This is a genomic window from Paenibacillus sp. FSL H8-0282 (assembly GCF_037963825.1).
Classification (GTDB): domain Bacteria; phylum Bacillota; class Bacilli; order Paenibacillales; family Paenibacillaceae; genus Paenibacillus_AQ; species Paenibacillus_AQ odorifer.
This window is the reverse complement of the sequence record NZ_CP150146.1, coordinates 472,055-498,929: the sequence shown is the minus strand read 5'-3', so window position 1 is coordinate 498,929 and position 26,875 is coordinate 472,055. Positions and strand designations below refer to the sequence as shown.

The window sequence follows — 26,875 nt, the reverse complement described above, 5'->3', positions numbered from 1 at the left end:
CATTTGCAAAATAGGGCTATTCCCAACCTCCACTCACGAAAAAATGAATGGATTACGGGAATAGCCCTTATTTTTACGACATACAATAACCTAGTCTCAGCCTACAACACTTGCACACAAACAGGTGACTTCATTTCTAATTCATTTCCTGTAGGGATTAATCTGCCACTCTCACTATCGATGGAGAACGAGGTAATATTATCACTATTCTGATTAGCAGCAAGCAGCTTATCCCCAATAATCGCAAAGTTACGCGGAGTACGCCCGCCGGTACCCTGCCAATCCACTGCTTCAAGCAGACCCGTTAATTCATCGATATGGAACAGGGCGATACTGTCTTGTCCCCGATTGGAGACATACAGGAATCTGCCACAAGGGGAGACATGAATATCGGAAGCTGTATCGTCACTACCGGCAGTATAATTATCAGGAAGCGTGCTAAGATGCTGTAAAACATTTAGATTTGCATCCTGTTCATCATTAGCAAATGCCGTTACTGTACAATTCAGTTCATTCGCCAGGTAGATCCATTGTCCAGAGGGATGCACCGCCAGATGACGTGGACCTGAACCAGGTGGCAGATTAAGCTCACGATGTTTTACCAGTTTGCCCTCTTCAGGGCGATAGATCACAATTTGATCCAGTCCCAAATCGCACACCAGCACATGTCTACCACTTGCGTCCGGAATGACAGAGTGCGGATGCGGAGCCTCCTGACGGTCTTCACGAATGCCTGAACCCACATGTTTTACTTGGTCGGACATCTCTTGAAGCGAACCATCTTCATTTACAGGAAAAGCATTAACATTGCCTCCCGAGTAATTGGAGACGAATATGTAATCTTCCTTAGGACTAATGGAGACATAACAAGGAGCGCCACCTTCCGTAGGACGACTTCCAAGTGATTTCAACGCTTTAGTTGCAGGATCAATTGCATATGCGTAAACCTCACCTTGATCCTTCTCACTAACTGCATACAACACGCTGCCTGCTTTATTCACAGCTAAAAACGATGGATTCTCAATTCCCTCGGTACCCTCAAGAATTCTCATTTCCCCCGACAAAAGACTAAGCGCACATAACTGAATCGCCTTCTCGTTCTCAGAGTTATACGTTCCTACATAAAACAATGCCTCATTAGCCCGTTCCATAATAGTGGCTCCTTTATCTCTTATGTATTGTATTACTTCTTACTTACCCTTTACTAATAGGGGTTTACTCATAATTTTATAATATTTTTTCACTATAGCATGTTTATAGTTGTAATACATTATCGAAACTGCATTTAGAGCCTACTTCCTAACCATTCCGGAAGAAGTAAGTTTTTCCATGTGGTTTAAAGATGGTCACAAAGGTTAATAGTAGACATCGCAAACAACAAAACGAAGGAGTTGAAGTAACATGAGTTTTCTATGGATGTTAATCGTTGGTGGGGTTATTGGTTGGTTGGCTGGTCTGATTATGGGCAGAGATATTCCTGGTGGTGTTATCGGTAATATCATCGCTGGTATTATCGGTTCATGGCTCGGTGGCGTGCTTCTGGGAAGCTGGGGACCTAAAGTAAGTGATTTCTACTTCTTCCCTTCTTTGATCGGTGCCGTTGTGCTGATCTTTATCGTGAGCCTTATTCTTCGCTCGACAAGTGGACGCAGCCGTTCGTAAGTCTGGGCTGAGATAATAATATTCACATCAATAAATCCTCGTCAGAGTATGCTCTGGCGGGGATTTTTGTATGTATCGTTCCTTTAAGAAAAAATTCCTCTGCTGGAATTGTTGCGAGGATGGAGCCAATACACTTCAATGTTTTGCCATCGTTTTTCTGTTATAATGAAGATACAAGTGACTGAAATCATAGAGAGGTCGTGTATCATGGGTAACATAAACCCCTCGCTTCTACATATTGGCTCCACATTAGGGGCTTTGTTCATGGCGCTGATGGTTATTTTCATTCGTCTAAAAGCAAGCGCACGTCCGGTTACTATTCGAAAAATATGGATTCCACCTCTCGGTATGTCGACGGGTTTTGCCATGTTTGTGGCACCTGCGGTCAGATTCCCATTATGGTGGGCGGCAGTCGCCTTTTTGATTGGCTGGTTCATCTTCGCGTATCCTCTTATACGCAGCACCCACTTTGAACAACGTGATGGACAAATTTACGCTCAACGCTCCAAGAGCTTTGCGTTTATCCTGCTCGGACTTCTTCTAGTCCGCACTTTACTCCATGAATTTATTAACCGTTATGTGTCTATTCCACAGTCCGGTGGTTTGTTCTTTATTTTAGCCTTCGGCATGATTGTTCATTGGAGATTTTTTATGTTCAAGCGTTATAAGGCTATGACTTCCTCGGGGAGTCTGCTGCCGCAGCCATGATTATCAATAATAATCCTAAGAAGCCATCTCAGGGTTCTTACCCGATATCCTTGAGATGACTTCTTGCCTCTTGTAACTCAAGCTTATGTTCTCCTCTGCTTTTTTCTACTTTTCACCCTTTTCTGACATCAATTAGCCATCCTCTTATTACATCCTCTTTAAGCACTTTACATACACTATAGGGATAGATCTCCTGAAATAACTAACTCATCATGTCACCTATTCAGCATTAAACAGAAAAAATATAATCTTTGTAAGTCCGATGTCAGGTAACTTGCGAAGGGATACGTTAAACTATAAGCATACCTAACGATAAGCTTCCAAAAGACCTTAATGCTGAAATAAATATCATTTGGAAGCCTATACTGCGTATAACTTTTAGAGAGTGAGGACAAGGCAATTGAAAAGTAAATCGAGAAAAGTAGCCATCGTCGGGGCCGGAATGGTGGGTTCAAGCTGTGCTTACTCCATGGTTAATCAGGCCATTTGCGACGAAATTATGATGATCGACCGCACCTATGATCGGGCTATGGCACAAGCACTTGATCTCTCGCACTGTATGGATTTCACAAACACACGCACAAAGGTGTATGCCGGAACCTATAGCGATTGTGCAAAAATGGATGTCGTTATCTTAACCGCTGGCGCTAATCCAACAGCCGGGCAGACCCGACTTGACGTATTGGAAGCCTCTGCGGTTATTACTCGAGAAATCATTACCAACATCATGGCTGGGGGATTTGATGGAATTTTCGTAGTCGCCGCTAATCCGGTCGATATTGTCACTTATATGGTCTGGAAAATATCAGGTCTGCCTCGCCACAGAATTATTGGTACCGGGACCTCCATTGACTCGTCGCGCCTAAAAACCCTGCTCTCCGATGTGTTCTCCATTGACCCGCGCAGTGTTAATGGCTACGCCTTAGGTGAACATGGCGAATCCCAATTTGTAGCTTGGTCCCATGTAACAATTGGCGGCAAGCCTATTCTGCAAATTTTAGATCAGCATCGCGAGCGGTTCCCGCATTTGGATCTGGAGGATATCTCCCGCAAGACAAAAGATGCCGGCTGGGAAATTTTCACCCGTAAAGGCTCCACACATTTCGGGATTGGCAGCGCACTTGCCTACATTACCCGTTCGATCCTGAATGATGAGCACAAAATCATCGCCGTATCCGCCATTCTGGATGGAGAGTACGGACAAAGTGGTGTATGCACGGGCGTGCCCGCCATCATAGGCAACACTGGGATTCAAGAGCTGCTGGAGCTTAATTTAAATACAGAGGAAACCCGGAAATTGAACCACTCCTGCAACATTGTACGTGCAGGCATCGAGAGCCTACAGCTGGAAGACAGCGTTTAATTCATAAAAAAATCGCTACTTTGGGAATGGGTGAGATCACCCACCAGCTCCCAGAGAGCGATTTTTTGTATTATTAGGAGATGAATCTCAGTTTATCTCCTACTTTTTAAACTTTTCGATTTCTTCTTTCAGCACAGACATCACTTCATTAAGTGATTCCGCGGAGGACACGACATCCTTCATAATCTCTGTCTGCTCCCCTGAAGCTAAGGAGACCGCCTGAGCATTCTCAGCAGATTCTTTAGCTATTCCGAGCATATCGGATATAGAAGCCGTTATTTCTTCCGTGCCGGCTGACATCTCTTCATTAATTGCTGACACATCCTGTATTTGCGACGATACTTCACGGATCGAAGAACGGATATGATCAAAGGAAACACCGACGTTTTGCATTTTCCCCATTCCATCGCCAATTTCCTCAATACTCTTCTTCATGGAATCCGCTGCACTTGTTGTTGAAGACTGAATGCCGCCGATTAGCTCCACTATACTAATGATGGAGCTGTTTGTCCGCTCTGCTAACTTCTTCACCTCATTCGCAACTACACCGAAGCCACGACCATGTTCTCCAGCTCTGGCAGCCTCAATAGAAGCATTCAAAGATAATAAGCTTGTCTGATTGGATATCTCAGAAATTACATCCACAATTTGTCCGATTTGTTCCGATTGCTCACTTAATTTGCCAATCATCTCGGCTGTCTGATTAGCTGTGGAACTGATAACAGCCATCTGTTGCAGTGTAGATTGGATTTCCAAATAGCCACTCTCTACTTCTGAGTTGACCGTCTCAGCCTGATCTGATACCGCTGCAGAGGACTCAGCAATACGTTGCAAACCTACGGCCATCTCTTCCGTAGCTCTTGCGGATTGCTCGGAGCCTCTAAATTGCTCTTCCATTCCTTGAGCTACTTCTTGGATAACTGTGGCAACCTCTGCTGAAGTATAGGACGAACGTTGAGCCGATTTCAGCATTCCTTCTGAGGAATAAGCAACCTCCACTACTGTTGTATCAATCTTGTTGACAATACCGGAGAGTGTCTCAATCATATCATTGATATTTTGACTCATCTCGCCGATCTCATCTCCGGACTGCACTTTAACCCTCTCATTTAGATGACCCTCTGCCACCTTTTTCATAGTCGAGGAAATAGCTTTAATGGGTCTAACGATAAGACGAGTAAGGTACAGTGAAACAAAAATTATGACAAGTATAACTGCCAGTAAGATGAACATTGCTGTTCTTTGTGCAGAGGTCACTTTGGCAAAAACCTCTTTCTCCGGCACTGTTACAAGAAGCTTTAGATCGGTATCTGGAATTGTCTTAAAGTATGTAATGACTTTCTTACCATCTTCGCCCTTATAAGTTTCAGACCCCTCTTTATTGCTTAAAATCTTGTCAACGACCTTCTGAAGAGCCGGCTCTTTAGCGAAATCGGTAATTTTTTTGCCCATACGACTGACGTCTGGATATGTATAATACATGCCATCATTTGAGATTACATATCCAAATCCGGTATCCGCCATAGTAATTTCATTACTCATTTGGGCAAGAACTTCAGGAGTAATCGAGAAGACAATACCTCCCATAAATTGCTTATCCTTATCCATGACAGGAACTACGATTGGAATGATATATTTATCAAGCTGCTCCAGATAGGACATTTCCCCCAACACAGGCGCATGTGTTTCTTTCGCTTTCAAGAAATAGCTCGCATCTGCTACATTTGCGGTCATGTTCATCATATTGGTTAACTGGCCGTCTTTACTAATGACACTGTAACCTTCTGTCTCACTGTCACTTTCCTCCAGCACTTCTATCACAGGGAAGATACTTGCCGGATTTGTAAAATCGAACTCAGGATGCTGGGACACCAGATCCTTTACGGACGAGGTTTTGTTGGATAGCCACTCATCCATCCGGAATGTGTTCGTATTAATGGTGTCCTGCGCCATTTGCTCACTGTCTGTGCGTGTGACATTGCCGAAATAATCAAGTAAAAATATGGTCGCTACCATGAGCGGCACGATTGCAATAGCTAATATAACAGATGACCACTTAAGTTGAATTGACGTCGCTTTTCTCTTCGTTACATTTTTTCTCATTTTTTTCATCTTGTTTCCTTTCATTTCATTTTCATTCACGATGAAATAGCCTCCTCACTCCATTTGTTATAATATCTCCTGATGTGGATATATCTTCTATATCGGCAAAAATAGACAAATTCTTTGCTGGAGAATAAAAAAAATAAGCCCTAAGACCCTTAAAACCGGAATCCTAAAGCTTACTTTTGTTGAAATCATTTATTTAATACACCAAAGATTCTTAACCCTCGTCTTGCACTTTTAAAGCTCGAATACTGTTCAGTACGGCAAGTACGGTTACCCCTACATCTGAGAATACAGCCTCCCACATCGTGGCAATCCCAAATGCACCGAGCAGAAGGAATATAGCTTTTACACCTAAAGCAAAAATAATATTTTGCCATACGATGGCTCGAGTACGCTTGGCAATTCCGATAGCTACAGCAATCTTCGAAGGCTCATCGGTCATAATTACAATATCTGCTGCTTCAATGGCAGCGTCGGAACCAAGTCCTCCCATAGCGATCCCGACATCGGCTCTAGCCAGTACAGGAGTATCATTAATTCCGTCTCCGACAAAAATAATCTTCTCGCGTGGAGACTTATCACGATCCAGCTTCTCGATGGCCTCTACCTTATGCTGTGGTAAAAGCTCTGCGTGTACCTCATCTACCCCTAACTGCTTCCCTACATCTTCAGCTACGGCGGAAGCATCACCTGTCAGCATCACCGTCTTGCGTATTCCCAGCTTTTTGAGGCGCTGAATGGCCTGCAGTGAGTCCTCCTTCACTTCATCAGCGATCACCAGATAACCTTCATATTGATGATCTACCGCTATGTGAACAACTGTACCGCTCTGCTCTGGGACCTCATAAGCAATTCCCTCACGCTCCATCAGACGTGCGTTACCTGCAAATACGGTCTTGCCTTCGATAGTTACTTCGATACCATGACCAGAGATTTCATTGTAATTCGAGATAGCTTCCTTAGAAATCTGTTCACCATAAGCCGTCCGAATCGACTCAGCGATCGGGTGATTGGAATGGCTCTCCGCATAAGCGGCTGTCCGCAGTAATTCATCCTTAGATTTGCCACCCGACGGATAAATTCCTGTCACCTTAAACTGTCCCTTGGTCAACGTTCCCGTTTTATCAAAGACAACTACCTTCACATCATTTAGGGCTTCCAGGTAGTTACTTCCCTTAATCAGAATACCGCTGCGTGAAGCTGCACCAATCCCTCCGAAGAATCCCAGTGGAATCGAGACCACAAGCGCACAAGGACAAGAGATTACGAGGAATACAAGTGCACGGTAAATCCAATCCGAAAAAGTTGCACCACTGATCAGCAGTGGAGGAACGACGGCCAGCAGGACTGCTGTGATCACTACTACAGGCGTGTAGGCACGTGCAAATTTAGTAATAAAGTTCTCCGTTTTAGCTTTGTTGCTTGACGCATTCTGCACTAGCTCCAGTATTTTGGATACGGCCGATTCTCCAAAGGTCTGAGTAACTTGCACAGTAATTACGCCGTTCCGGTTAATAAAACCACTTAACACCGCACTTCCTGGACCAGCTGATCGTGGTACCGACTCTCCAGTAAGTGCAGATGTGTCCATCATGGCGTTACCTTCAAGTATTGTTCCGTCAAGGGGTACCTTCTCACCGGGTTTAACAACAATCAAATCTCCGATGGCTACTTCCTCAGGTGAGACCTTCTTCAGATCATTTCCAAGCTTGAGATAGGCAAACTCGGGGCGAATATCCATAAGTGCCGTAATAGATCGGCGTGAACGATTCACAGCCAGACCTTGGAACAGTTCTCCAATCTGGTAAAACAGCATTACTGCCACGCCCTCTGGATACTCACCAATCGCAAATGCACCGATAGTTGCCAGAGCCATCAGGAAATTCTCATCAAACACCTGGCCACGGATGATGTTCTTAACCGCCTGCCAGACAACTTCACCACCCACGATAAGATAGGCTGCCAAAAAGATCAGCAATTCAACTACTCCATTCACGGGCAGGAATATCCCAGCTAGAGCAAGAATTCCACCAGCGCCTAACCGCAGCAATATTTTGCGTGTATCACCTTCCCCGTGCTCGTGAGTATGACCATGACCTTCAGCATCCTCATGACCATGATGATGTCCAGCAGCTTGATGGCCGTGCTCATGACCATGCTCGTGATCATGCGTATGTTCATGAGCGCCACTATTGCGCGCCTTGTGATTGCCCCCAACCTTCTCTTTCACATTTACGTGGGGCTCAAGTGCCTTCACCGTCTTCTTCGCTTCTACAATCGCTGACTCCTCATACCCTGCGGCAGTTTCCAACGTCATTGTTTTTGTTACAAAATTAACGGAACAAGACGATACACCTTCAATCTTCTTCACCTTATCTTCAATTTTCATCGCGCAATTGGCGCAATCCAAGCCTTCTAATTCCCACTGACGTTTTAATTTTCCTTGCATTGTATCCATACGGCACATCTCCTCAAATAAAAACCATATATGAGCACTTGTTCATATGTTATCTTAGCCCTATTATATTCCCTTTATATTTCAAGGTCAATACGCGATATACACCATTTTTCTACATTATCTTAAAAATTAAATCAATTGACCTTTACGTGAAAATATGTAAAATCATGTATGACCCAAAGTAAGTTTCTTACATACGAATGACCCCATTATCAATGAAGCTCGATGGGCAAATGATTTACACAGAAGGGATGAATTTAGAACATGTCAAAGCTAGCCAAAACGTCTTCTTTTTCACAGAAACACCCTATTTGGAGCGTAGTTATTATCGAGGTGTTATTACTTGTAGCCGTAACTGCCGCCGGGGCTTACGCAACAATTAAGGAACTTGCGTACACCGCCCCTGTACTTATCTCCTTCATCCCAATCGCGCTTGTACTCATCATCTACTTTACAGTTAAGCGCAAATGGAGCACGCTTGGCTTCCGACCTCTAAACACCATATCCTCGGGCAACTGGATCTATTATGCCCCGCTAGTAGTGGTCCTGATTACCATATCCTTTAAGGGATTTCGTGAGATCAGTGCATCTGAGGTACTGTTCTTTATCTTCTTCACCCTGCTGGTCGCTTTTGTGGAGGAAAGTATCTATCGCGGTTTGATTTTTAAGACCTTGCTTCCTAAAGGGGCTAAAACAGCAGTGATCACTTCAAGTATTCTTTTCTCTATTACCCACTTACTTAATGCATTATCCAGCACAGATATCACACAAATTCTTCTACAACTCGTATATGCGCTTCTGATCGGTTTTGCGCTAGCCTTGTTGATGCTAAAAAATAATAATATTCTTCCGCTGATATCCTTTCACTTTATACATAATTTAATTCAGTTTGTGGGCAACGATAATACGAGTGAATACATGGGAATCGATCTATTTATCCTGCTAGTGCTTGCTGTGCAATGTGTCTGGCTAGTGTTGTCCTTTAGAAAACCAAACCTAACGAAGAACCTAAATCAAGCCAGCTAATAAGCTAAATCCTTACTTCGAAATACAAGGCTTCAGTGGATTTAAACGCATTGGTTAACCCCGACGCAGCCTGGTTTAATTGGGATGCTACTTAGTTTAGTTGAGATGTTACTTAGTTAAGCTGAGATGCCACTTAGCTTCATTAGAGCAATATTAGTCGCAAACCACACAGCTAACGGACCCAATTGACACTAAAAGCAGTATTATCCCCGGTTTAGCATATTATCGGACCCCATAGGCGCTATTGGCATGAAAAAGAGCAAAATAAGACCTCTTTCTAAAGAATAACTGCACTGAGGTCCGCAACTCTGCTCAAAAAGCGATTATTGTGCAAATAACGTCAGCTGGGTCCGTAAGCCGTAGTGGATGGTTGGGACTCGTCGGCATAATAAAAAGAGGGACTCCCAAAAGCCATCCAATGGCTGCTGGGAGTCCCTCTTTTTTTGCAACTAGCTATTCGTGTCGGACATGCTCGTGGGTCTGCAAAAAGATCTGCTCCACATGCGCATCGTTCAGCGAATAGAATACCGTTTTCCCCTCTTTACGGCGCTTCACGATCCGTAGATTCCGTAAATAACGGAGCTGATGGGATATCGCAGATTGGCCCATATCAAGGATCACGGACAAATCATGTACACATAATTCTTGCTGTGACAAAGCGTAAATGAGCCGCACTCGTGTTGGATCACCCAACGCTTTGAACATTTCTGCCATTTTATCAGTAATCCCACGGTCTGGCAGGATCAATGCAATGGATTCCGGTTCAAGCTCTGAACCCTTGCATGTATTGTCGCAGTCCTCTAATGCTGTTGGCTCCATGCTCTCGCCCTCCTCCATCTTAGCTAATTATATTCTTTAATTATAAGAAAAACAGCAGGGGATGTCCATTGAGGAGGAGTTTATAGCCTCTGATGGTGAATTAGACTGCTTTACGATAAAAGGAGATTAGTCCTGCGGCAAAAAAGACCATCAAGCTTCCTCCCACTATCATCATCAGTGTCTCTAAAGGCAGATTAAAGGCACCAAATCCGTCATCACCATAAGGACTCATGGCCAACAACGGCTGTACCCAAGGATAATAGGGGCCGTAGGTTGAAGAATTAGCGATCAGTATATTGGGAATGGTCAGACTCACATTCAGCGCCAGCGGTGCGCCGAAGCTGCTCCAGCTTTGCGAGATCGCCAGCTGCAATGCGGCGAGAGGTAGACAGGCTACAAAGCCGCCAAATATTGATTTTAGCAGTAGCGCCCAAGGGATTGGATCTGGAGCCCCTCGGAACAAGCCCATTCCCAGCACCATAACGAGGAACGTTACTTGCACAGCAGCCAGCAATCCGATGATCATCACATATTTTGAGAGATACACCGACAACCGGGTTACAGGCAGAGACAACAATAGCTTCCAACCACCGTCATGATGCTCATAACGACAGATCAGGGCCGCAAAAATGCCTGAAAGCACAGGCAGAAACAGCAAAGCATGCATCATTGACATCACACTTAACAGCAGCTCCCAAGACATCTTCTCACCTTGATTATCCGATAACAATCCGGGAACCAGTGATAAAACCGGACTTCCTATGACTAAAAGCCAAACATATGATTTAGACATTTTTAATCGCTCTGAGGACAATACTCTCCAAAATGACATCATCTTAATCCACATCCTTTCGAGCGAAATGCACTGCACCCGGCAAAAACACCAGCATTCCCAGCAGCAGACCCGCACCGCAGAACAAAAGGCGATTAGAGGAGTCCCACGCCAAATATGGCCATGTTAAAGGCACCCACTCCGAAAGGAACATGGAGAAAAATGACGTCAAAGATAATGTGATCCCCAGGGCAACTGGCAGTGTCTGATTACGATTAGCCAGGGAAAGCCACAGCTGTAGCGCGATGACCGGCAGAGCCGCAATATAGGACATAAAGCCAATCCGCACTACATCCACATAAGGAATAAGATCAGCTTTGAAGCCCAAAATAAGCCCTAAAACAACTATCCCCACTGAGAGCAACAAGCAGGAAACTGCCACTAGCAGCAGACAGAGCATTAACTTAGCCATAAACACTGAGGTACGAGAGATAGGCAGTGCCAAGAGCTGCTTCCATGAACTCATCTGATGTTCGACATTTGCAATCAACGAGCATACTAAAGTGCCTCCCAGAAAAAGAGCTGTGGGCACAAACCCGGACACATTATCCAGAAGTCCTCCCCATAAATCCGCGCTATACTGCTGACGCAGATAATCATAACGAAGGCCAAAGTTAAGGCCCTGCATGGCTACTAGACCAATCGGTCCTAGAAACACTAGAAACCAAATTCCTTTGCCGCGGATTTTAAGCCAATCCGCTGACAACGCCCGCCACATCATGATTCCCCGCCTCCCACAACCTGTAGGAAGAAGTCCTCAAGCGATTGTCTCCGCTCCTCTACACGATAGACAGCGTGCCCATTCTCTACCAAAGCCTTGACTAGCAGCGCTACTCTTGCATCGTTCATTCTTGAAAAAATCAGTTTTTGCTCTTGTAGTGTCCCTTCATACCCCCGGCCTCCAGCGAGACGTAACGCAGACTCTGGTTCCGAAACCGCAAGGCGTATCTCGCCAGCAGCCTGTTGTTGCAGATTAGCTATTGTATCTTGGTATACCATTTGCCCTTGGCGAATAATACCCACGGTATCTGCCATTTGTTCAATTTCACTAAGCAGGTGACTGGATACTACAACCGTAATTCCTTGCTCCTGTGGCAAACGTTTGATAAGCCCACGAATTTCCTGAATCCCTGACGGGTCGAGTCCGTTCGTTGGCTCGTCCAGAATAAGCAGCTCTGGATTCCCTAGCAAGGCAGCTGCGATACCGAGTCTCTGCTTCATCCCGAGGGAGAACCCTTTGACCGGACGTCTCTCTTCCCCGGTTAAAGAAACAATATCTAGCACCTCAGCAATTCGTGACTTCGGAACATCCAGAATACGGCGGATCGCTTCGAGATTGTCCACAGCACTCAGATGCCCATAATACGAGGGGGATTCGACAAGCGACCCTACCTTCCGTAAAATTTGCAGCTTATTCCTCCGAAGATCCTGGCCGAACACTTCAATTTTTCCAGATGTCGGTGTAATTAGGCCAAGCAGCATACGGATTGTTGTAGTTTTCCCAGCTCCGTTTGGACCCAGAAAACCATAAATCTCTCCCTTACGGATATTTAAATTCAAATTTTCTACCGCAGCCCGGCCACGATATTTTTTCAATAAATCCTTAGTTTTAATCACTGTTTCTTCCATGTTCTTCACCTCGGTATACAGCATAACGTCCCAAGGTTAAGGACAAGGAAGTGCCAAGTTTAAGTTTTGTTTAAATTTCACGATGCGGATCAAAGATTACAATAGAAGTGCCTTTGCCTGTGCTCTCCACAACCCATTCCAGCTCCATATGCTTCATCAAAAGATCGACGATAGACAATCCCAAACCTGCCCCCTTGTAATCGGATGGACTCTGAATGCCTCGACCATGATCCGCAATAATTATGGCACGTTGTTCATTACGTTGCTCCGTTGAGATCCCGACATAATGCCCGCTGCTGGCATGTCGTACAATGTTTTGATACAAATTATCGAGAATACGGCGGAACCAGACCTCATCCACCCTCCAGAATAGCGGTTCGGCTTCCAGGTTAATATCAATATCGAAGCCCTCTTTTTCCCATACGGGGTACCAAGCAGCCGCACTTTCCCGTAACAAGCGTAAAACATCTTTACGTTCCAGCTTCAAGGTTACCCGTCCACTATTGAGCAGATTGTAAGATAAAAGATTCTCGATCAGGACGCTAAGATCCGCAATACGCTCATCCATAAGCTGTAAGGACTGCTTACCTTTTGAGGTCAGATCCTCTTTGGTCATAACATGGATATGGCTGCGAATGACGGTTAGGGGTGTGCGTAAATCGTGAGATAAATTCGAGACTAGACGCTTACGCAACTCTTCCTCTTCTATTTCCCTGCGTCGGCTTTCATCCAGTTTAGTTACCATCGTATTAAAAGCTTCCTCCAATCGACCGATCTCGTCCAGTTTTCCTGTCACTATAGACTTAGGCATTCTATCCGGGCCTGTGATCGTCATCGCGGTTTGCAGTTGCAGCAGCCGTTTGCGAATTTTTCTAAAGAACATCCATGAAACCAGAGCGAACCCTCCAAAAAGGGTAAATAACACAAAGTTATACCAAGCCCAAGCCCCTAATCCCCCATAAGCCCCTTTGTTCAGCAGCTTGCTTGGAATTTGCATCACCATAAATCCCTTGTCTGCCTCCACTTTGTCCCCCACGAAAGCAACGATGGCTAATGGATCACGATTCGTACTTTCTTTCATAAATGAAATAGCCTCAGCCGCAGTCCACTGATCAGGAACTTCAGGGTAAATCTTATCCTTATCCCCTTCTTCAGGCGTGAGAATCAACTGGGTTTTTCCCTGCCCGTCTACCCAAAACATAGTAGCCTCGGTGTATTTTCGACTCAATTCAATCAGCCGCTGATTTATGGCTTCCGAAGAAGCATTTTCTAAGTGAAGTGCCTCTTTATGCCACATAGTCTCCAGCGGTGCAATATTCGAATACAGGGATGTATCTACAGGCGGGGCACCTTTGGTCACTTCGTTAAGAATATTGTAGCCAACAAAAGACAACGGAAGGACCACAGGGATAAATAGCAGTGCAGATACGATAATTAGCAAATACCCTGATAACAAGGAGGAATTACGTTTCTTGCGAATGCGCTCTAATCCTCTCATGCTCTTACCCGGTAGCCGATCCCACGGACAGTTTCGATAATTTCCGGATTACCCGGATCAAGCTCCAGCTTTTCGCGCAAATAACGAATATGTACCATCAGAGTTTTATCCCCTTCGATATAAGCCTCACCCCACACGGCCTCGTAGATCTGCTCCTTCGTCATAATTTGGTTAAGATGACGCAGCAAATAGGAAAAAATCTGAAATTGCTTACCTGTAAGCATGATTTCTTCCTGAGTCTGAGCATTCATTACGCGGTTATCCCCTTCATATACGACTAGATGTTTAAGTGTGAGCGAATCCTGAACAGATGCCCCATTCCTTCGGAGCAGCACCTCAATTCGAGCGGCCAATTCATCCGGATGAAAAGGCTTGGTCAAATAATCATCTGCGAACTCCAAACCTTGCAGCTTATCATCAATAGAGGTCCGGGCGGAAAGCATCAAAATGGGCAGCTTAGGGTAAGAACGTTTCAAACGTTGCCCGATCGTAAACCCGTCCAGACCTGGTAGCATAACATCGAGAATAGCCAGTTGGCAGGCGCCGGCTTCTTCCATTGCTCCTTCGCCGCTCCGTAACCAGCGGACACTATATCCTCTTTCGCTTAAATCAGCAGACACTACACTGCCAATTTCACGATCATCTTCAATATATAACAGAGTAACGCTCATGTAGCTTTAGCTCCTCCCCGATATGAATACCTAAAAAGTTGAAGTCATTATAACACATCAAACAGCCCTCCTACCCCATATGGGATAGGAGGGCTGTTTGATCAATTCAAAGCTATAGCTTACGGCTGCCATACTCCATGCTCTTTATTGCTGCCTACATACTCAATACGTGTTGGAGTAAGCTCCAAAATTACATAATTAGGATCATCAGGTCCTGTAAACCATGGCTCCAGCTCTTTATTCCATACCTTGGAGCGCAAGCCTTCATCCTTAGAGACGGTAGCAGTTGCTTCAATCTCCAGCACATCTTTGCTTCCGCCTGCCTCATAGCCAAGCAGTACAAAAGCATTCGGATTATCGGATAACTCCTCCACTTTATGAGTTTTGCGATTTGTAGCCAAATAAATTCTCAAACCCTCATGGAAAATGGCCATATAACGTACTTTCGGCTTATTTCCTTCTTCGATCGTACCAAAGGAACCGAACTTGTTGTCATCCAATGCCTTAATAATGAGTTGCTCCAGTTGTTTGTTATCCATTACGTAAATCTCTCCCTTCAAGCATGTAAACAAAAGTTTATATATCCAAGCTCACCGTTTGGATTTATCATAACAATGGTGCTTATTATAATGTACCCTTCAGGTTCACATTGAATCCGACCTTACCTCATAAACTACTTCAAGATAAGGAGCTTACTTCGTGAAAAAACTGATTTGGATCGGCTGTCTTTCCTACTTCGTTATCGGTCTGGCACATGTTGTGCTGGGATCTATTCTGCCCGTTCTACTGCAACATTATGATCAAAATTATAGTGCTGGCGGTGAATTAATCTTTAGTCAATTCGCTGGTTTTTTAGCAGGTGTGTTGGTCTCTCCCCTGCTTAATCGCCGCTTCGGAAAACGTGGAGGCATCCTCATTGCCACCAGTCTTCTACTAGTTGCAGAAATTGCCTACGCCTTTCTACCGCCTTGGGGCTGGATGTATGTTATCGCTGTTGCCGCAGGTTTTGGTTTCGGGATGATCGAAGCTGTTATCGGCACCATTATTATTGGTGCTGTAACCGAAGGAACTGCTATTGCAATGAGCCGGCTTGAAGTGCTATTCGGGATAGGCGCACTCGTGATGCCGCTTATCGCCAGTCCGCTCATTGCTGCCGGAGCGTGGAGATTGGCCTTTCTAATCGTCGCTGCCTTCTCCTTAATTTCTCTTATCCTCTGGACAAGAGGGCACTTCGGTAATCTACAACGAATGCTGGATGAACGTGCCTCTGTCCAAGGAGCAGACAATTCGCAATCCTCAAGCTCACGTTCTAACAAAAAATTTCCGTATAAAGGTAAGCAATGGATTCTGTTAGGGATCTTCATCGTTTTCTTTTTTCTTTATGTAGGCACAGAGATGAGTTTAGTCAACTTTATGCCGGCTATCTTTATTGCCAAGCTAGGGATGACGGAGTCTGCCGCAGCACTGACAGTCACTTTCTTTTGGCTGGCGATGTCTACAGGAAGATTGTTTGCGGGTGTAATTGCCGAAAAAATATCTTACCGCGTGTACATTCTCAGCAGCTGTTTACTAACCTTGTTACTGCTGACACTCTTTCCGTTCACTGACAATCGAATGGCTGCTTTCATTGTAATTCTGCTGCTGGGGCTGTTTATGTCCGGTATTTTCTCCATTGCTTTAGTCTTCTCCAGCAAAATGCTGCCTGGCACCGAAGAGTCAACACCCAGCATTATGATTGCTTCCGGAGGTGTTGGCGGTGCTTTGCTACCTCTGTTTATGGGCTGGTCTATGGACCATTTAGAAGTGGCACAAACAGCCGGATTACTCGCCGCTTTTGCCGCCTTCTTGTTTCTGCTAAGCATTGCCGCATGGAGGTTCCAGTCCATGCAAGCGGTGAAAGGAAAGAGTTCCCGTATTTAGAACAGTATCAACGTTATCCTTTTAGGGTAATGTGATCTATAAGCATATTCTGAGCACAAGGATGGACGATGAATGAATGAGTCTTCAACTGAGCCTTTGTTACATACTGCGCTCATGCAGTTTATATTTCCCTTTTCTATAAAAAAGGGCGATTCTAAGCAGCTTATCCAGCAATTACAGAACGACGGCTTCACACGTTTTTTTCTGGATAATAAAGAGCTTGAAGCTGCCTATTACGGAGATGGCTACTGTGTTTCCCATGAACGAATGGAGCGCACCTATTTACCGTTTGCTGCACATGTCCTTTTTCCACGCAGGAAGGATGCCGACTCGTTTCGCCGTTTTTCCAGAGTAAATAATCTCGACTGCATTCTGGAGATTCCGCAGCAATCTATATTTTTCAAAATTCTCTCGACGGATATATTCATATGTCCTTTTCAGCTTGGATTCGTGACGATACGTGTCCAGCTGGAGGGGGATTCAATTCCCTTTAGTATTGCCCTAGAATTCGCGGATCGTTTCCGTGCGCTAGAGAATACCTTCATACAGGATGATTACACTTATATTCATTGCGGGGAACAGACCTATGAGATGGTAGAGGATTTTGTCTTCCGAAATTTGGTGGATGGACTGGAGCCATATCTGGATCAATCGGATATCAATGGGGCTTATTTCGAGACCCTTCCTTTTTTCGTAGATGAAAGAATGCAGGTGCAAGCTTTTTACGGCTTTCAGAATGAAGAAAGCTCTGATGAGATTAGTGTAAATCTACGCTATCGCGCCTCACAGCTTGATGGAATTAATCTGAACGGAAAGCCCTATGCCAGTGCCAGCGATCCAGCGTATATTGCAAACTATTGTCATGAGCATTCCTATAATCGCTGGGGTCCAGACACATATTATATGATGAATGAGCAAACCTTTTGCTGCATGACCCGCGCTGAACAGGAGATTGCTGTTAGTCTAGCCAACCAGATGTACGGGCAATATTATTACGGATTTTTACTCAATATTTTCCACAAAATCGTTCTGCTAAAGCTCGCCAATATGCACTCCCGACTTCGGATTAATCATGATTATGAGGAAATAGACAATCTAATCTACTCCATCAATAAGTTCTCGGCAAAGTTCTACTTCTTGGAGTTGATTTCCCAGTCGCAGGGCCGGGAGATATTTCTTCAGCTGCGTAAAGTATACGGAAACGACGCTTTGTTCGAGGAAGTGAAAGAAACCTTAAATGACCTGTTTCAGTATCAGGATAAGTTTCAGTCCAAGCGACGGGATAATCTGCTGATGATTCTTACTGTATTTACGGTAGTAAGCGGGATTTACGGCATGAATCAGGTCATTGACGATCTGGATGGAAAGATTCAATGGAGTAAAATGATTGGTTATTCTCCCTTTGAATTTCTTGCCCTCTTCGTGATCATGAGCGGGATTCTGATCAGCGTTGTCCTCACGCTAGGGGCGCTGGTTAGTGAGCTTAAACGGCGTCACCGCAAGAAATATAAAGATCTAGACTAGCAAAAAAGAAACTACTTGATTGGAAAAATTCAGGAGTGCACTACTAGACATTCCGAGTACAGCCGTCTATAATACACCGTATGCGAGAAATATAAGATATAAAGTATGGGTACAAAACTTATGCTTACTTATATTGCACATAGAAATACCCGTTAACTTCATAGAACCAGGGGTGCTGGAATTGGCCGGCTGAGATTGTATCCCACAAGATACTGACCCTTATACCTGATCTGGATAATGCCAGCGTAGGAATCGCCAATTGGTTCTGGTCCCTGTGACCTTAACTAACCTTGCGCCAAGCCAGCGTCCCGATCACTCGGGGCGCTTTTTTTGTAAGATCACTAAAAGATGTAGAAAAACGTACATACTACACTTTACGGTTCATGTTGTGAAGACGGGATTCTTGTAACCTTAAAGGAGAGAAGAAGACATGCACCTTAAAAAAGCACTTACGTTGTGCCTCACCTGTGTACTCATTCTTGCCATTGCCGGATGCGGCAGCAACAATGGGAATACAGCCGGAAACAAAGCAAATGCTACTGATCCAACTGCTGCGGCTGGGACGGATGCTCCAAAAGAGCTCACCAAAGTTAAAGTCGCACTCGACTGGACACCGAACACGAATCATACCGGTCTATACGTAGCTAAGGATCTTGGTTACTACGCTGAAGAAGGTCTGGACGTCGAGATCGTTCAGCCAGGCGCAGCGGGTTCTGATACTATGGTTACTTCTGGCGAAGCCGCATTTGGCATCAGCGCCCAAGAAGGATTAACACTAGCCCGTCTACAAGGCGTGCCCCTTGTCTCGATAGCAGCTATTATTCAGCATAATACGTCGGGATTCGCTGCTCCAGTAGATCGCAATATTAAATCACCAAAGGATTTCGAAGGTAAAACCTACGGAGGCTGGGGCTCACCGGCCGAAGAAGCAGCCATGAAAGCTATCATGGATCCTGAAGGTGGCGATGTGAAAAAGGTGAAGCTGATCAGTATCGGTGAAGCTGATTATTTTACCGCCGTCAAACGTGACATTGATTTCGCCTGGATTTTCTACGCTTGGACTGGTGTTGAGGCTGAGTTGCGTGGCGAGCCATTGGATATGCTGTACTTAAAGGATTATGCGCCGCAGCTCGATTATTACACGCCTGTGCTGACGACGAGTGAGAAGCAAATTGCAGATCATCCTGATCTGGTGAAGGCCTTCATGAAAGCCACATCAAAAGGTTATCAATATGCCATAGATCATCCGGAAGAGGCTGCCGGTATGTTATCGAAGGCCGTTCCTGACCTGGACGCCGACCTTGTCCTAGCTAGCCAAAAATGGCTTAGCCCAAAATACAAGGACGATGCTGCCCGCTGGGGCGAGCAAAAAACCGAGGTCTGGCAGAATTATGGCGACTGGATGTACGATCTGAAGTTGCTGGATAAACCGCTGGATGCTGCTAGTGCATTCAGTAATGATTTTTTACCGGCGGAGTAGAGAGCGGACTTCAGAACCAAGAAGGTTGGACGTTACTTAAGGAAGGAGGAACGGAGCGTAGTGATGTGCTACGTGAGTACCGGACTTCCCAAGTTCGTTCAAGATTCGATGTCGAGTTTGCTTCCTGAATTACTTCGTTATCAAAGTTGGCTTTTTGAACTTACCTTATAATTTAAGAGTTCAAAAAGTCGGCTTTCAGAACCAAGAAGGTTGGACGTTACTTGAGGAAGGAGGAACGGAGCGTAGTGATGTGCTACGTGAGTACCGGACTTCCCAAGTTCGTTCAAGATTCGATGTCGAGTTTGCTTCCTGAATTACTTCGTTATCAAAGTTGGCTTTTTGAACTTACCTTATAATTTAAGAGTTCAAAAAGTCGGCTTTCAGAACCAAGAAGGTTGGACGTTACTTGAGGAAGGAGGAACGGAGCGTAGTGATGTGCTACGTGAGTACCGGACTTCCCAAATTCGTTCAAGATTCGATGTCGAGTTTGCTTCCTGAGTTACTTCGTTATCAAAGTTGGCTTATTGAACTTACCTTATAAAATGAAAGGATTGATTATTGTGGCTAACACCCTACTAAGCATTCAAGTAATTCCAAAAACTCCGAACAATGAGGATTCCATCCCATACGTAGATAAAGCGATTGAGGTCATTCAGAAATCCGGTGTTAAACATCAGGTGAATCCGCTGGAAACCACAATGGAAGGTGAGCTTAGCGAGCTGCTGGAGGTTGTGCGTCAGATGCAGGAGGCGTTGATCGAAGCAGGCAGTCCAAGCGTAATTTCGCAGATCAAAATCGCTCATAATCCTAACGGAATCAGCATGGATAAATTGACGGAGAAATATCGGCCGTGAGATCGACCTGGAAGCTAATATGGCCGCCCCTTGTGGCGGTCGTCTTCTTTTTAACCGTATGGCAGCTATCTGTATCTGTATTTCATATCGAATCCTGGATTCTGCCGAGTCCTGCTGATATTGCCCGTGAATCCACCAGTAACGCTTCTGGTCTTTGGGCTCATACGATGGCTACGCTGCGGCTCACTTTAATTGGTTTTCCCATTGGTACGGGGGTAGGCCTGATCGTTGCTTTGCTTTTGCATCTTTTGCCTTGGGCTAGACGGGCTTTTTATCCACTTATTATTCTGAGTCAAAATGTTCCCTCCATCGCGCTCGGACCCCTGCTCATTATCTGGTTCGGCTTTGGTCTTTTGCCCAAAATCGTGCTGATTACACTAGTATGTTTCTTCCCGGTAGCTGTCGCTGCGATGGGCGGTCTGGCCCAAAGTGATCAGGTCATGATGAATTATATGAAAATGGCTGGCGCAAGCAAGTGGCAAATCTTCACCAAGCTGGAGCTGCCCTCTTCTATCCCGGCACTATTTTCCGGCGTAAAAATATCTGCTACTTATGCGGTTATGGGCGCCGTGGTCGCTGAATGGATTGGTGCGGATAAAGGTATTGGCTATTATATGCTCCTGCAGAAATCCGCATATCGTACGGATCGGATGTTTGTCGCTATTGTTATTATTGTGCTTTTAAGTCTTGTACTCTTTGCTATTATTGCATTGCTGGAAAAATGGCTGGTTCGCTGGAAGCCGCGCCGTAACTCATAGAAAGGAAGATGCCTGTATGTCTCAAGCGACGCAAATGCAACACAGAACAACAGAAGTCATAAGCTCTCCTGAAGCTCATACCGTGGCACCCGCCCTTGAAGTGAGCGGCATCTCCAAATCTTTTTCCCATCGTCGCCGTGAGATGAACGTTCTGAATAATGTCTCTCTCAAGGTAGAGCAACAAGAATTCGTTTCGATCGTTGGTCCTTCCGGCTGCGGAAAAAGCACCTTATTCCATATGATTGGCGGCCTTGTGAAACCCGATGCAGGCACGATCCGCATGAACGGCAAGGTCGTTACAGGTCAACGCGGTGAAATTAGTTATATGCCGCAGCAGCCTGCGCTTTTTCCTTGGCGTACAATTGAGGATAATGTGCTGCTTGCTGGGGAGATCAAGGGTGCACTGCGGGATGGAGCCCGCGAGGAAGCGCGCCAGTGGCTTGCCAAGGTTGGGTTAAGCGGGTTCGAACATGCTTATCCGCATATGTTGTCTGGCGGGATGCAGCAGCGTGCAGCTTTTCTCAGAGCATTGCTCGCTCCCCAGGAGCTAATGTTGCTGGATGAACCTTTCAGCGCACTCGATGCACTAACTCGCAGTGAAATGCAGCGCTGGCTGCTTGAGCTGTGGGAAGAGAATCGCCGCTCTGTGCTGTTCATTACTCACAACATCGAAGAAGCGTTGCTGCTCTCTAATCGTATCTATGTATTTTCCGGCCGCCCCGGCTCCATTCTGCATACAGTCGATGTGCCGTTTCCGCGGCCACGCCGTGATGAGATTACGGACTCTCCCGAGTTCCTTAAGCTCAAACGCCAGTTGTCACAGTGGATGCGAGAGGAACAAGCTAAAAATAGGCAGCCGCTAGCTTAATCGCTAAGCTCTGTAAACTGATATCGCTGGTATAGCGGTGTCAGTTTTTTATTTGCAGCGATAAACTCCTGCCCTATTTATAATTGACGCGGATGTATCTGCTCAATTAAACAAATTTCACTCATCATAGTAGGGATCACATTAAATGTGCGGCGAAAACCGACTCCCTGTTGGTAATGGATAGTAACCGGGCGGGTTGGGGACATTTACGGGATTTATACCGTTGATTTGTTTCGTTGGACCGAATTTGGCTCATTCTACGGGATTTATACCGTTGATTTGCTGCTTCGGGCCGGACTCGGCTCATTCTACGGGATTTATACCGTTGATTTACTTCGTCGGGCCGGATTTGGCTCATTCTGCGGGATTTATACCGCTGATTTGATTCGTTGGGCCGGACTCGGCTCATTCTGCGGGATTTATACCGTTGATTGCTTCGTTGGGCCGGACTCGGCTCATTCTACGGGATTTATACCGCTGATTTGATTCGTCGTGCCAGATTCGGCTCATTCTACGGGATTTATACCGCTGATTTGTTTCGTTGGGCCGGACTCGGCTCATTCTGCGGGATTTATACCGTTGATTGCTTCGTTGGGCCAGATTCGGCTCATTCTACGGGATTTATACCGTTGATTTGTTTCGTTGGACCGGATTTGGCTCATTCTACGGGATTTATACCGTTGATTTGCTTCGTCGGGCCGGATTTGGCTCATTCTGCGGGATTTATACCTCTGATTTGATTCGTCGGGCTGAATTGCACCCGATCTAGGGCATTTTTGCCTTTCTTTTGCCTCTTCGGGCTGAAATGCACCCGATCTAGGGCATTTTTGCCTTTCTTTTGCCTCTTCAGGCTGAATTGCACCCGATCTAGGGCATTTTTGCCTTTCTTTTGCTACTTCGGGCTGAAATGCAACGATTCAAGGGCATTTTTGCCTTTCTTTTGCCTCTTCGGGCTGAAATGCACCCGATCTAGGGCATTTTTGCCTTTCTTTTGCCTCTTTAGGCTGAATCGCACCGATTCTAGGGCATTTTTGTCTTTCTTTTGCTACTTCGGGCTGAATTGCACCCGATCTAGGGCATTTTTGCCTTTCTTTTGCCACTTCGGGCTGAAATGCACCCGATCTAGGGCATTTTTGCCCTTGTTTTGGCACTTCGGCTGAATCACACCGATTCTAGGGCATTTTTGCCTTCTATTTCCCACTTCGGCGGAATTCCAGTGACTCAGGGGCATTTTTGCCCTTATTGTTCCTCTTTAGCTTTTAGTTTGAATTAAATACGAGACTATGGCATCAACCAGAATCGGTGTTGTTTATTATTATTAATTTGTTTAAAGGTCACAGCTATAGTCGCACTTACATTCTACTCATTACTCTTACACATACTCCCACTACTCACTTTTACTCCTACTCCTTACTTCCTACTCTCACACCTGCCCCCTCCTCCTCTCCCACCAATCGAACCTAAAAAAGGCCCCATAAACGAGGCCTTTTCTTCATTTCCTAATCATAGCTCGGAACACGAATTTGGGCAGCACTGCCTGTCTGCGCCATCGCGACTTTTGTCCCTTCGCAACGGGAGCGAACAAAAGTCTATGCAACCACTCCAGATTGAGTTTTTTCCATAGCGCTGGTGCAGGAGTAACTTTTCCCGCTATTACATCTAAGCTGCCGCCCACGCCAAAAACAACTTTTACCTGCGCAAGCTCCTGTTTGTGCTTATATACCCATTTGTCAGAGTATGGCGCACCCATCGCAACGATCAGGAGATCTGGCTGTGCGCGCTGTATTTCTGCTACAATGGCAGGCTCCTCTTCCTTGGTAAGAAAACCATTATGTCTTCCTGCAATCTTCACATTCGGATATAACTCCGTGATCTTTTCGACCGCTTTACAGCTGGTAAGCTCATCTGTTCCCAAGAAATAAAAACTCCATCCCAAGCTATTTCCTTGCTCCAAAAGCTCAAGAAGCAGCTCATATCCAGTTACCCTCTCAGCAATAGGATCGCCTTTTCTTTTTGATGCCATCACAATGCCAATCCCGTCAGGAGTGATTAAATCCGCTTCTTGAAGTATGGTTCGTAGCAGCTCGTCCGATTGACTTGTTATCGTAATTTCCGGGTTAGCCGTGATCAAATGGAAAAGTTTCGGTTCCCCAGATTGAATATGTTTTGTTAGATGAAGTGTTGTCTCATGTAGTGTTAGTTTTGAAAAGGGAACTCCTAATATTGAAACTGTCCCGTCCATATAATCACCTCTCACTAAAATTCCACTTCAATATACCTTACCATAATCAAGAGGAGGAAGGGGAGTCATTTAAGTTACTTAATCACCACAGCTACTACGCCGCTACAGCTAGCTATCCACTACGATCACCCAAACACTATAGCCATCTCAACCATCCGACCATTCCACCACCCCAGCTACTACGCTACCCAAACACTTCAGCCATTCCACCGCTTCAACCATTTCAGCCCACTACAGCCATCCCCAGCACCCCCGCCACCACAGCTACTCTACTCACCCAAACACCCTATAGCTCCACTCACTCCTCCATAAACTTCCACCACTCTACTAACCAAGATTCATCGATCCCCCGCATGCGGAATTCCTCTACAAGTATCTTCCGGAATCGTTTTTCCATTTTGACAAAGTTATTATCCTCCTGGTACATAGGGGCAAAGGATTCATCATCTCTAATAAAACTCCAAAAATCGCCCGCACACTCCAAAATCTTTCGGCCGACAGTCGTTTGTTTGGCTACAGGTACCAGCCATTTGTCATAGGGGTAGGGGTGACCTTCAATAGTAATGGCACAGCGTAATGCTTCTTTATAAAGAGAAACCGCTAAAAATAAAATAGGAAAGGCGTCGCCACGCACTACCGGATTATCTAAGCTTTTGGCATAACTTCTTAACTGTATGTATGAATTCTTACGAAATCTCATTAGGACTTCAGGTTGGAGGGGCACATAGGCATCAAAAAGTGACTTTACATCCAATCGGTCATAGTAGATATATGAAATAGAAGCATTCCACAGCCATTCCATATTTCCGCTCATTAACGCCGCTTTAATTTCTGATATTTTATGCAGTGTGTAATGTCCGGACTTGCCGCTGGGAAGTCGTAAATCCATAAAAAAACTACTTTGCTCCTGGATCAGCCCCGCTTGCTCGAACCGATGATTAATGCTGCTATAATACTCATCCTGACAAATAATGATTACATCCACATCCGACTGCTCATCCACCACACCAAGTGCGGTCGATCCATCAAGGAGAATACTTACCCGCTGACTCTCCTCTTTCATTAACGGATGATTTAGAATTTCTTGTGTGATATACTGCCCAATTTCCTCTAATAATTCGCTATGAACCTGCGTCTTATCAGGTGTTAATAAAATATCCGACAACACTGATTTCACCATCTCAACCCCAACCTCCAATCAATCTCAATTTCTCAAAAAATAAAACGTTTACACCTAACCTAATATTTGGATAATGGAGTACCATTCTACACTCCTAATATATATCTTGCAAGGATAAATGAAGTACCCTTTTGCCTAAGCCTAAATATAATGAAGTATCTATTTACTTGGAAAGGGGTAAAAGCATGGCGCAGCCAAAAGTGATTGCTACAGTCCGCTCTGCCGGACCGATCGGAGATATAAAAGTAAATGTCGTCACGAATCGAGTATACTTTGTAAACCCAGACACCGAGGCTGGAACTATCGGGGTATTGGAGGGCAGAACTAATCGCATTATCGCTCGGATCCCTGTAGGAAGACTGCCGTCTCAGCTCGGAATCAACCCCCAAACCAACCGGATTTATGTACCTAACTTCCGTGACGAAAACGTATCTGTCATAAACGGGCGGACAAACCAGGTAATCAAAACTGTCAAAGTAGGCCGATTCCCAGACAATATCGGAGTAAATGTTCGAACCAATCTGATTTATGTAACTAGCGCATTCGGAACCCTATTCGTCATAGACGGGAAAACAAATCAGGTCCGTAAAAAGATTGAAATCGGTGGACGCCCCTCCAGAATTGTTATCAATGAGCTTACCAACCGTGTCTATGTGACCAATACAGTAAATGATAGCGTCACCGTCATTAACGGAACTACACAGGCGATCATTGCGACAATAAAAGTCGGAAGTAACCCCGTGATAGCGCCAGCACTTAATAAAATTACCAATCGTATTTATGTCGCTAATAACTTGAGCCGGTTTCTTTCTGTGATCAATGGCCGAACCAATAAATTGTTGCGTAATGTACAGCTGGGACGTTTGCAAAGTGAGGTCGTTATAAATCCGCTGACGAATCGTATTTATGTCTCAAGTGCACAAGTGGAGGGTAAGGGCAGGCTGTTTGTCATAGATGGGCGCAACAACAAAATTATAACCACAAAGGTGTTGCCTACCTCCTCCAACACGATTATCAACCCGAATACAAATCATTTATTTGTTGGTAATTTCGATAAGAATCATATGTCCGTTTATAACGCCACCACGTTTAAACGGCTCGCAAGATTCTCCTCCGTATCAGGCAGCACTGTGCTAAACCCGCTCACAAATAGAATTTATGTAGGTGGAAACGACTCCATAACGGTCATTCAAGATGGACCAAGACTCACTCAGAGTTCTATTTTTAATTAAGACAAAAAGACGCCCACCATAGGTGAGCGTCTTTCTACATAT

The 26,875-nt window shown here is 45.1% G+C and carries 25 protein-coding genes and 1 riboswitch; of the genes, 13 read left to right on the top strand and 12 right to left on the bottom strand.

The window, feature by feature from the left end; all coding sequences use genetic code 11:
* Nucleotides 1-101: 101 nt before the first annotated feature.
* Nucleotides 102-1,151: a lactonase family protein gene (locus tag NST94_RS02190; RefSeq protein ID WP_339281599.1), complete on the bottom strand. Its 1,050-nt coding sequence runs from the start codon at nucleotides 1,149-1,151 to the stop codon at nucleotides 102-104.
* Between the two features lie 250 nt (nucleotides 1,152-1,401).
* Here NST94_RS02190 and NST94_RS02185 point away from each other — a divergent pair, with 250 nt between their 5' ends.
* The 3 genes from NST94_RS02185 (at nucleotide 1,402) to NST94_RS02175 (ending at nucleotide 3,733) form a co-directional block, all read left to right on the top strand.
* Nucleotides 1,402-1,662 (top strand): GlsB/YeaQ/YmgE family stress response membrane protein, encoded by a 261-nt coding sequence (locus NST94_RS02185; protein WP_036682650.1) that lies wholly within the window; start codon nucleotides 1,402-1,404, stop codon nucleotides 1,660-1,662.
* A 207-nt stretch (nucleotides 1,663-1,869) separates the two neighbouring features.
* Nucleotides 1,870-2,370, top strand: a complete 501-nt coding sequence (locus tag NST94_RS02180) for a cytochrome c biogenesis protein CcdC (protein ID WP_036682651.1) — start codon at nucleotides 1,870-1,872, stop codon at nucleotides 2,368-2,370.
* Nucleotides 2,371-2,770: 400 nt separating this feature from the next.
* On the top strand, nucleotides 2,771-3,733 hold the full coding sequence (locus tag NST94_RS02175; protein WP_339281598.1) for an L-lactate dehydrogenase: 963 nt from the start codon (nucleotides 2,771-2,773) through the stop codon (nucleotides 3,731-3,733).
* A gap of 99 nt (nucleotides 3,734-3,832) precedes the next feature.
* On the opposite strand, the gene NST94_RS02170 is transcribed toward NST94_RS02175, so the two are convergent.
* Nucleotides 3,833-5,875 (bottom strand): methyl-accepting chemotaxis protein, encoded by a 2,043-nt coding sequence (locus tag NST94_RS02170; protein WP_256718929.1) that lies wholly within the window; start codon nucleotides 5,873-5,875, stop codon nucleotides 3,833-3,835.
* Between the two features lie 181 nt (nucleotides 5,876-6,056).
* Nucleotides 6,057-8,300 (bottom strand): heavy metal translocating P-type ATPase, encoded by a 2,244-nt coding sequence (locus NST94_RS02165; protein ID WP_076307936.1) that lies wholly within the window; start codon nucleotides 8,298-8,300, stop codon nucleotides 6,057-6,059.
* Nucleotides 8,301-8,564: 264 nt separating this feature from the next.
* On the opposite strand from NST94_RS02165, the gene NST94_RS02160 reads away from it, so the two are divergent.
* Complete coding sequence (locus NST94_RS02160; protein ID WP_076124584.1) at nucleotides 8,565-9,326, top strand: CPBP family intramembrane glutamic endopeptidase; 762 nt, start codon at nucleotides 8,565-8,567, stop codon at nucleotides 9,324-9,326.
* A 453-nt stretch (nucleotides 9,327-9,779) separates the two neighbouring features.
* Here the strand turns inward: NST94_RS02160 and NST94_RS02155 are convergent, their stop codons facing one another.
* The 7 genes from NST94_RS02155 to NST94_RS02125 form a co-directional block, all read right to left on the bottom strand.
* Nucleotides 9,780-10,145 (bottom strand): metalloregulator ArsR/SmtB family transcription factor, encoded by a 366-nt coding sequence (locus NST94_RS02155; RefSeq protein ID WP_036682656.1) that lies wholly within the window; start codon nucleotides 10,143-10,145, stop codon nucleotides 9,780-9,782.
* Nucleotides 10,146-10,245: 100 nt separating this feature from the next.
* Nucleotides 10,246-10,977 carry an ABC transporter permease gene (locus tag NST94_RS02150; protein WP_339282121.1) on the bottom strand — a complete coding sequence of 244 codons (732 nt, stop codon included), beginning with the start codon at nucleotides 10,975-10,977 and terminating at the stop codon, nucleotides 10,246-10,248.
* A 4-nt stretch (nucleotides 10,978-10,981) separates the two neighbouring features.
* On the bottom strand, nucleotides 10,982-11,698 hold the full coding sequence (locus NST94_RS02145) for an ABC transporter permease (RefSeq protein WP_339281597.1): 717 nt from the start codon (nucleotides 11,696-11,698) through the stop codon (nucleotides 10,982-10,984).
* Nucleotides 11,695-12,606 carry an ABC transporter ATP-binding protein gene (locus NST94_RS02140; RefSeq protein WP_076302328.1) on the bottom strand — a complete coding sequence of 304 codons (912 nt, stop codon included), beginning with the start codon at nucleotides 12,604-12,606 and terminating at the stop codon, nucleotides 11,695-11,697. The genes NST94_RS02145 and NST94_RS02140 overlap by 4 nt, the downstream gene beginning before the upstream one ends.
* Nucleotides 12,607-12,676: 70 nt before the next feature.
* Nucleotides 12,677-14,104, bottom strand: coding sequence for a HAMP domain-containing sensor histidine kinase (locus NST94_RS02135; protein WP_339281596.1), 1,428 nt, complete (start codon nucleotides 14,102-14,104; stop codon nucleotides 12,677-12,679).
* On the bottom strand, nucleotides 14,101-14,775 hold the full coding sequence (locus tag NST94_RS02130) for a response regulator transcription factor (protein WP_038568445.1): 675 nt from the start codon (nucleotides 14,773-14,775) through the stop codon (nucleotides 14,101-14,103). Before NST94_RS02130 ends, NST94_RS02135 begins: the two co-directional genes overlap by 4 nt.
* A 119-nt stretch (nucleotides 14,776-14,894) precedes the next feature.
* Nucleotides 14,895-15,314, bottom strand: coding sequence for a pyridoxamine 5'-phosphate oxidase family protein (locus NST94_RS02125; protein ID WP_038568443.1), 420 nt, complete (start codon nucleotides 15,312-15,314; stop codon nucleotides 14,895-14,897).
* A 160-nt stretch (nucleotides 15,315-15,474) separates the two neighbouring features.
* Here NST94_RS02125 and NST94_RS02120 point away from each other — a divergent pair, with 160 nt between their 5' ends.
* The 8 genes from NST94_RS02120 (at nucleotide 15,475) to NST94_RS02085 (ending at nucleotide 22,948) form a co-directional block, all read left to right on the top strand.
* A complete protein-coding gene (locus tag NST94_RS02120) occupies nucleotides 15,475-16,695 on the top strand; it encodes an MFS transporter (RefSeq protein ID WP_076192749.1) in 1,221 nt (406 codons plus the stop codon).
* 72 nt (nucleotides 16,696-16,767) lie between these two features.
* Nucleotides 16,768-18,219 carry a hypothetical protein gene (locus tag NST94_RS02115; protein ID WP_076307940.1) on the top strand — a complete coding sequence of 484 codons (1,452 nt, stop codon included), beginning with the start codon at nucleotides 16,768-16,770 and terminating at the stop codon, nucleotides 18,217-18,219.
* Between the two features lie 158 nt (nucleotides 18,220-18,377).
* Nucleotides 18,378-18,488, top strand: a riboswitch (TPP riboswitch).
* A gap of 161 nt (nucleotides 18,489-18,649) precedes the next feature.
* Nucleotides 18,650-19,699 carry an ABC transporter substrate-binding protein gene (locus tag NST94_RS02110; protein WP_076124596.1) on the top strand — a complete coding sequence of 350 codons (1,050 nt, stop codon included), beginning with the start codon at nucleotides 18,650-18,652 and terminating at the stop codon, nucleotides 19,697-19,699.
* A gap of 560 nt (nucleotides 19,700-20,259) precedes the next feature.
* Nucleotides 20,260-20,553, top strand: coding sequence for an MTH1187 family thiamine-binding protein (locus tag NST94_RS02105; RefSeq protein ID WP_036682688.1), 294 nt, complete (start codon nucleotides 20,260-20,262; stop codon nucleotides 20,551-20,553).
* Nucleotides 20,550-21,311, top strand: a complete 762-nt coding sequence (locus NST94_RS02100; protein WP_036682669.1) for an ABC transporter permease — start codon at nucleotides 20,550-20,552, stop codon at nucleotides 21,309-21,311. Before NST94_RS02105 ends, NST94_RS02100 begins: the two co-directional genes overlap by 4 nt.
* Nucleotides 21,312-21,345: 34 nt before the next feature.
* On the top strand, nucleotides 21,346-22,179 hold the full coding sequence (locus NST94_RS02095; protein ID WP_339282120.1) for an ABC transporter ATP-binding protein: 834 nt from the start codon (nucleotides 21,346-21,348) through the stop codon (nucleotides 22,177-22,179).
* Nucleotides 22,180-22,407: 228 nt separating this feature from the next.
* Nucleotides 22,408-22,665, top strand: coding sequence for a hypothetical protein (locus tag NST94_RS02090; protein WP_339281595.1), 258 nt, complete (start codon nucleotides 22,408-22,410; stop codon nucleotides 22,663-22,665).
* A gap of 97 nt (nucleotides 22,666-22,762) precedes the next feature.
* Nucleotides 22,763-22,948 (top strand): hypothetical protein, encoded by a 186-nt coding sequence (locus NST94_RS02085; RefSeq protein WP_248549112.1) that lies wholly within the window; start codon nucleotides 22,763-22,765, stop codon nucleotides 22,946-22,948.
* A gap of 723 nt (nucleotides 22,949-23,671) precedes the next feature.
* On the opposite strand, the gene NST94_RS02080 is transcribed toward NST94_RS02085, so the two are convergent.
* Complete coding sequence (locus NST94_RS02080; RefSeq protein WP_339281594.1) at nucleotides 23,672-24,310, bottom strand: WecB/TagA/CpsF family glycosyltransferase; 639 nt, start codon at nucleotides 24,308-24,310, stop codon at nucleotides 23,672-23,674.
* Nucleotides 24,311-24,719: 409 nt separating this feature from the next.
* A complete protein-coding gene (locus NST94_RS02075; protein WP_339281593.1) occupies nucleotides 24,720-25,601 on the bottom strand; it encodes a nucleotidyltransferase domain-containing protein in 882 nt (293 codons plus the stop codon).
* Between the two features lie 185 nt (nucleotides 25,602-25,786).
* Between NST94_RS02075 and NST94_RS02070 the strand changes: the two genes are divergently transcribed.
* Nucleotides 25,787-26,833 (top strand): YncE family protein, encoded by a 1,047-nt coding sequence (locus NST94_RS02070; RefSeq protein ID WP_076278911.1) that lies wholly within the window; start codon nucleotides 25,787-25,789, stop codon nucleotides 26,831-26,833.
* The last annotated feature ends 42 nt before the right edge of the window (nucleotides 26,834-26,875 follow it).

Excerpts from the sequence above, each read along its gene's own strand:
- NST94_RS02190 (WP_339281599.1), bottom strand. The coding sequence starts at position 1,151 with ATGGAACGGGCTAATGAGGCATTGTTTTATGTAGGAACGTATAACTCT.
- NST94_RS02185 (WP_036682650.1), top strand. The coding sequence starts at position 1,402 with ATGAGTTTTCTATGGATGTTAATCGTTGGTGGGGTTATTGGTTGGTTG.
- NST94_RS02180 (WP_036682651.1), top strand. The coding sequence starts at position 1,870 with ATGGGTAACATAAACCCCTCGCTTCTACATATTGGCTCCACATTAGGG.
- NST94_RS02165 (WP_076307936.1), bottom strand. The coding sequence starts at position 8,300 with ATGGATACAATGCAAGGAAAATTAAAACGTCAGTGGGAATTAGAAGGC.
- NST94_RS02160 (WP_076124584.1), top strand. The coding sequence starts at position 8,565 with ATGTCAAAGCTAGCCAAAACGTCTTCTTTTTCACAGAAACACCCTATT.
- NST94_RS02155 (WP_036682656.1), bottom strand. The coding sequence starts at position 10,145 with ATGGAGCCAACAGCATTAGAGGACTGCGACAATACATGCAAGGGTTCA.
- NST94_RS02150 (WP_339282121.1), bottom strand. The coding sequence starts at position 10,977 with ATGTCATTTTGGAGAGTATTGTCCTCAGAGCGATTAAAAATGTCTAAA.
- NST94_RS02145 (WP_339281597.1), bottom strand. The coding sequence starts at position 11,698 with ATGATGTGGCGGGCGTTGTCAGCGGATTGGCTTAAAATCCGCGGCAAA.
- NST94_RS02140 (WP_076302328.1), bottom strand. The coding sequence starts at position 12,606 with ATGGAAGAAACAGTGATTAAAACTAAGGATTTATTGAAAAAATATCGT.
- NST94_RS02135 (WP_339281596.1), bottom strand. The coding sequence starts at position 14,104 with ATGAGAGGATTAGAGCGCATTCGCAAGAAACGTAATTCCTCCTTGTTA.
- NST94_RS02130 (WP_038568445.1), bottom strand. The coding sequence starts at position 14,775 with ATGAGCGTTACTCTGTTATATATTGAAGATGATCGTGAAATTGGCAGT.
- NST94_RS02125 (WP_038568443.1), bottom strand. The coding sequence starts at position 15,314 with ATGGATAACAAACAACTGGAGCAACTCATTATTAAGGCATTGGATGAC.
- NST94_RS02115 (WP_076307940.1), top strand. The coding sequence starts at position 16,768 with ATGAATGAGTCTTCAACTGAGCCTTTGTTACATACTGCGCTCATGCAG.
- NST94_RS02110 (WP_076124596.1), top strand. The coding sequence starts at position 18,650 with ATGCACCTTAAAAAAGCACTTACGTTGTGCCTCACCTGTGTACTCATT.
- NST94_RS02095 (WP_339282120.1), top strand. The coding sequence starts at position 21,346 with ATGCAACACAGAACAACAGAAGTCATAAGCTCTCCTGAAGCTCATACC.
- NST94_RS02075 (WP_339281593.1), bottom strand. The coding sequence starts at position 25,601 with ATGGTGAAATCAGTGTTGTCGGATATTTTATTAACACCTGATAAGACG.
- NST94_RS02070 (WP_076278911.1), top strand. The coding sequence starts at position 25,787 with ATGGCGCAGCCAAAAGTGATTGCTACAGTCCGCTCTGCCGGACCGATC.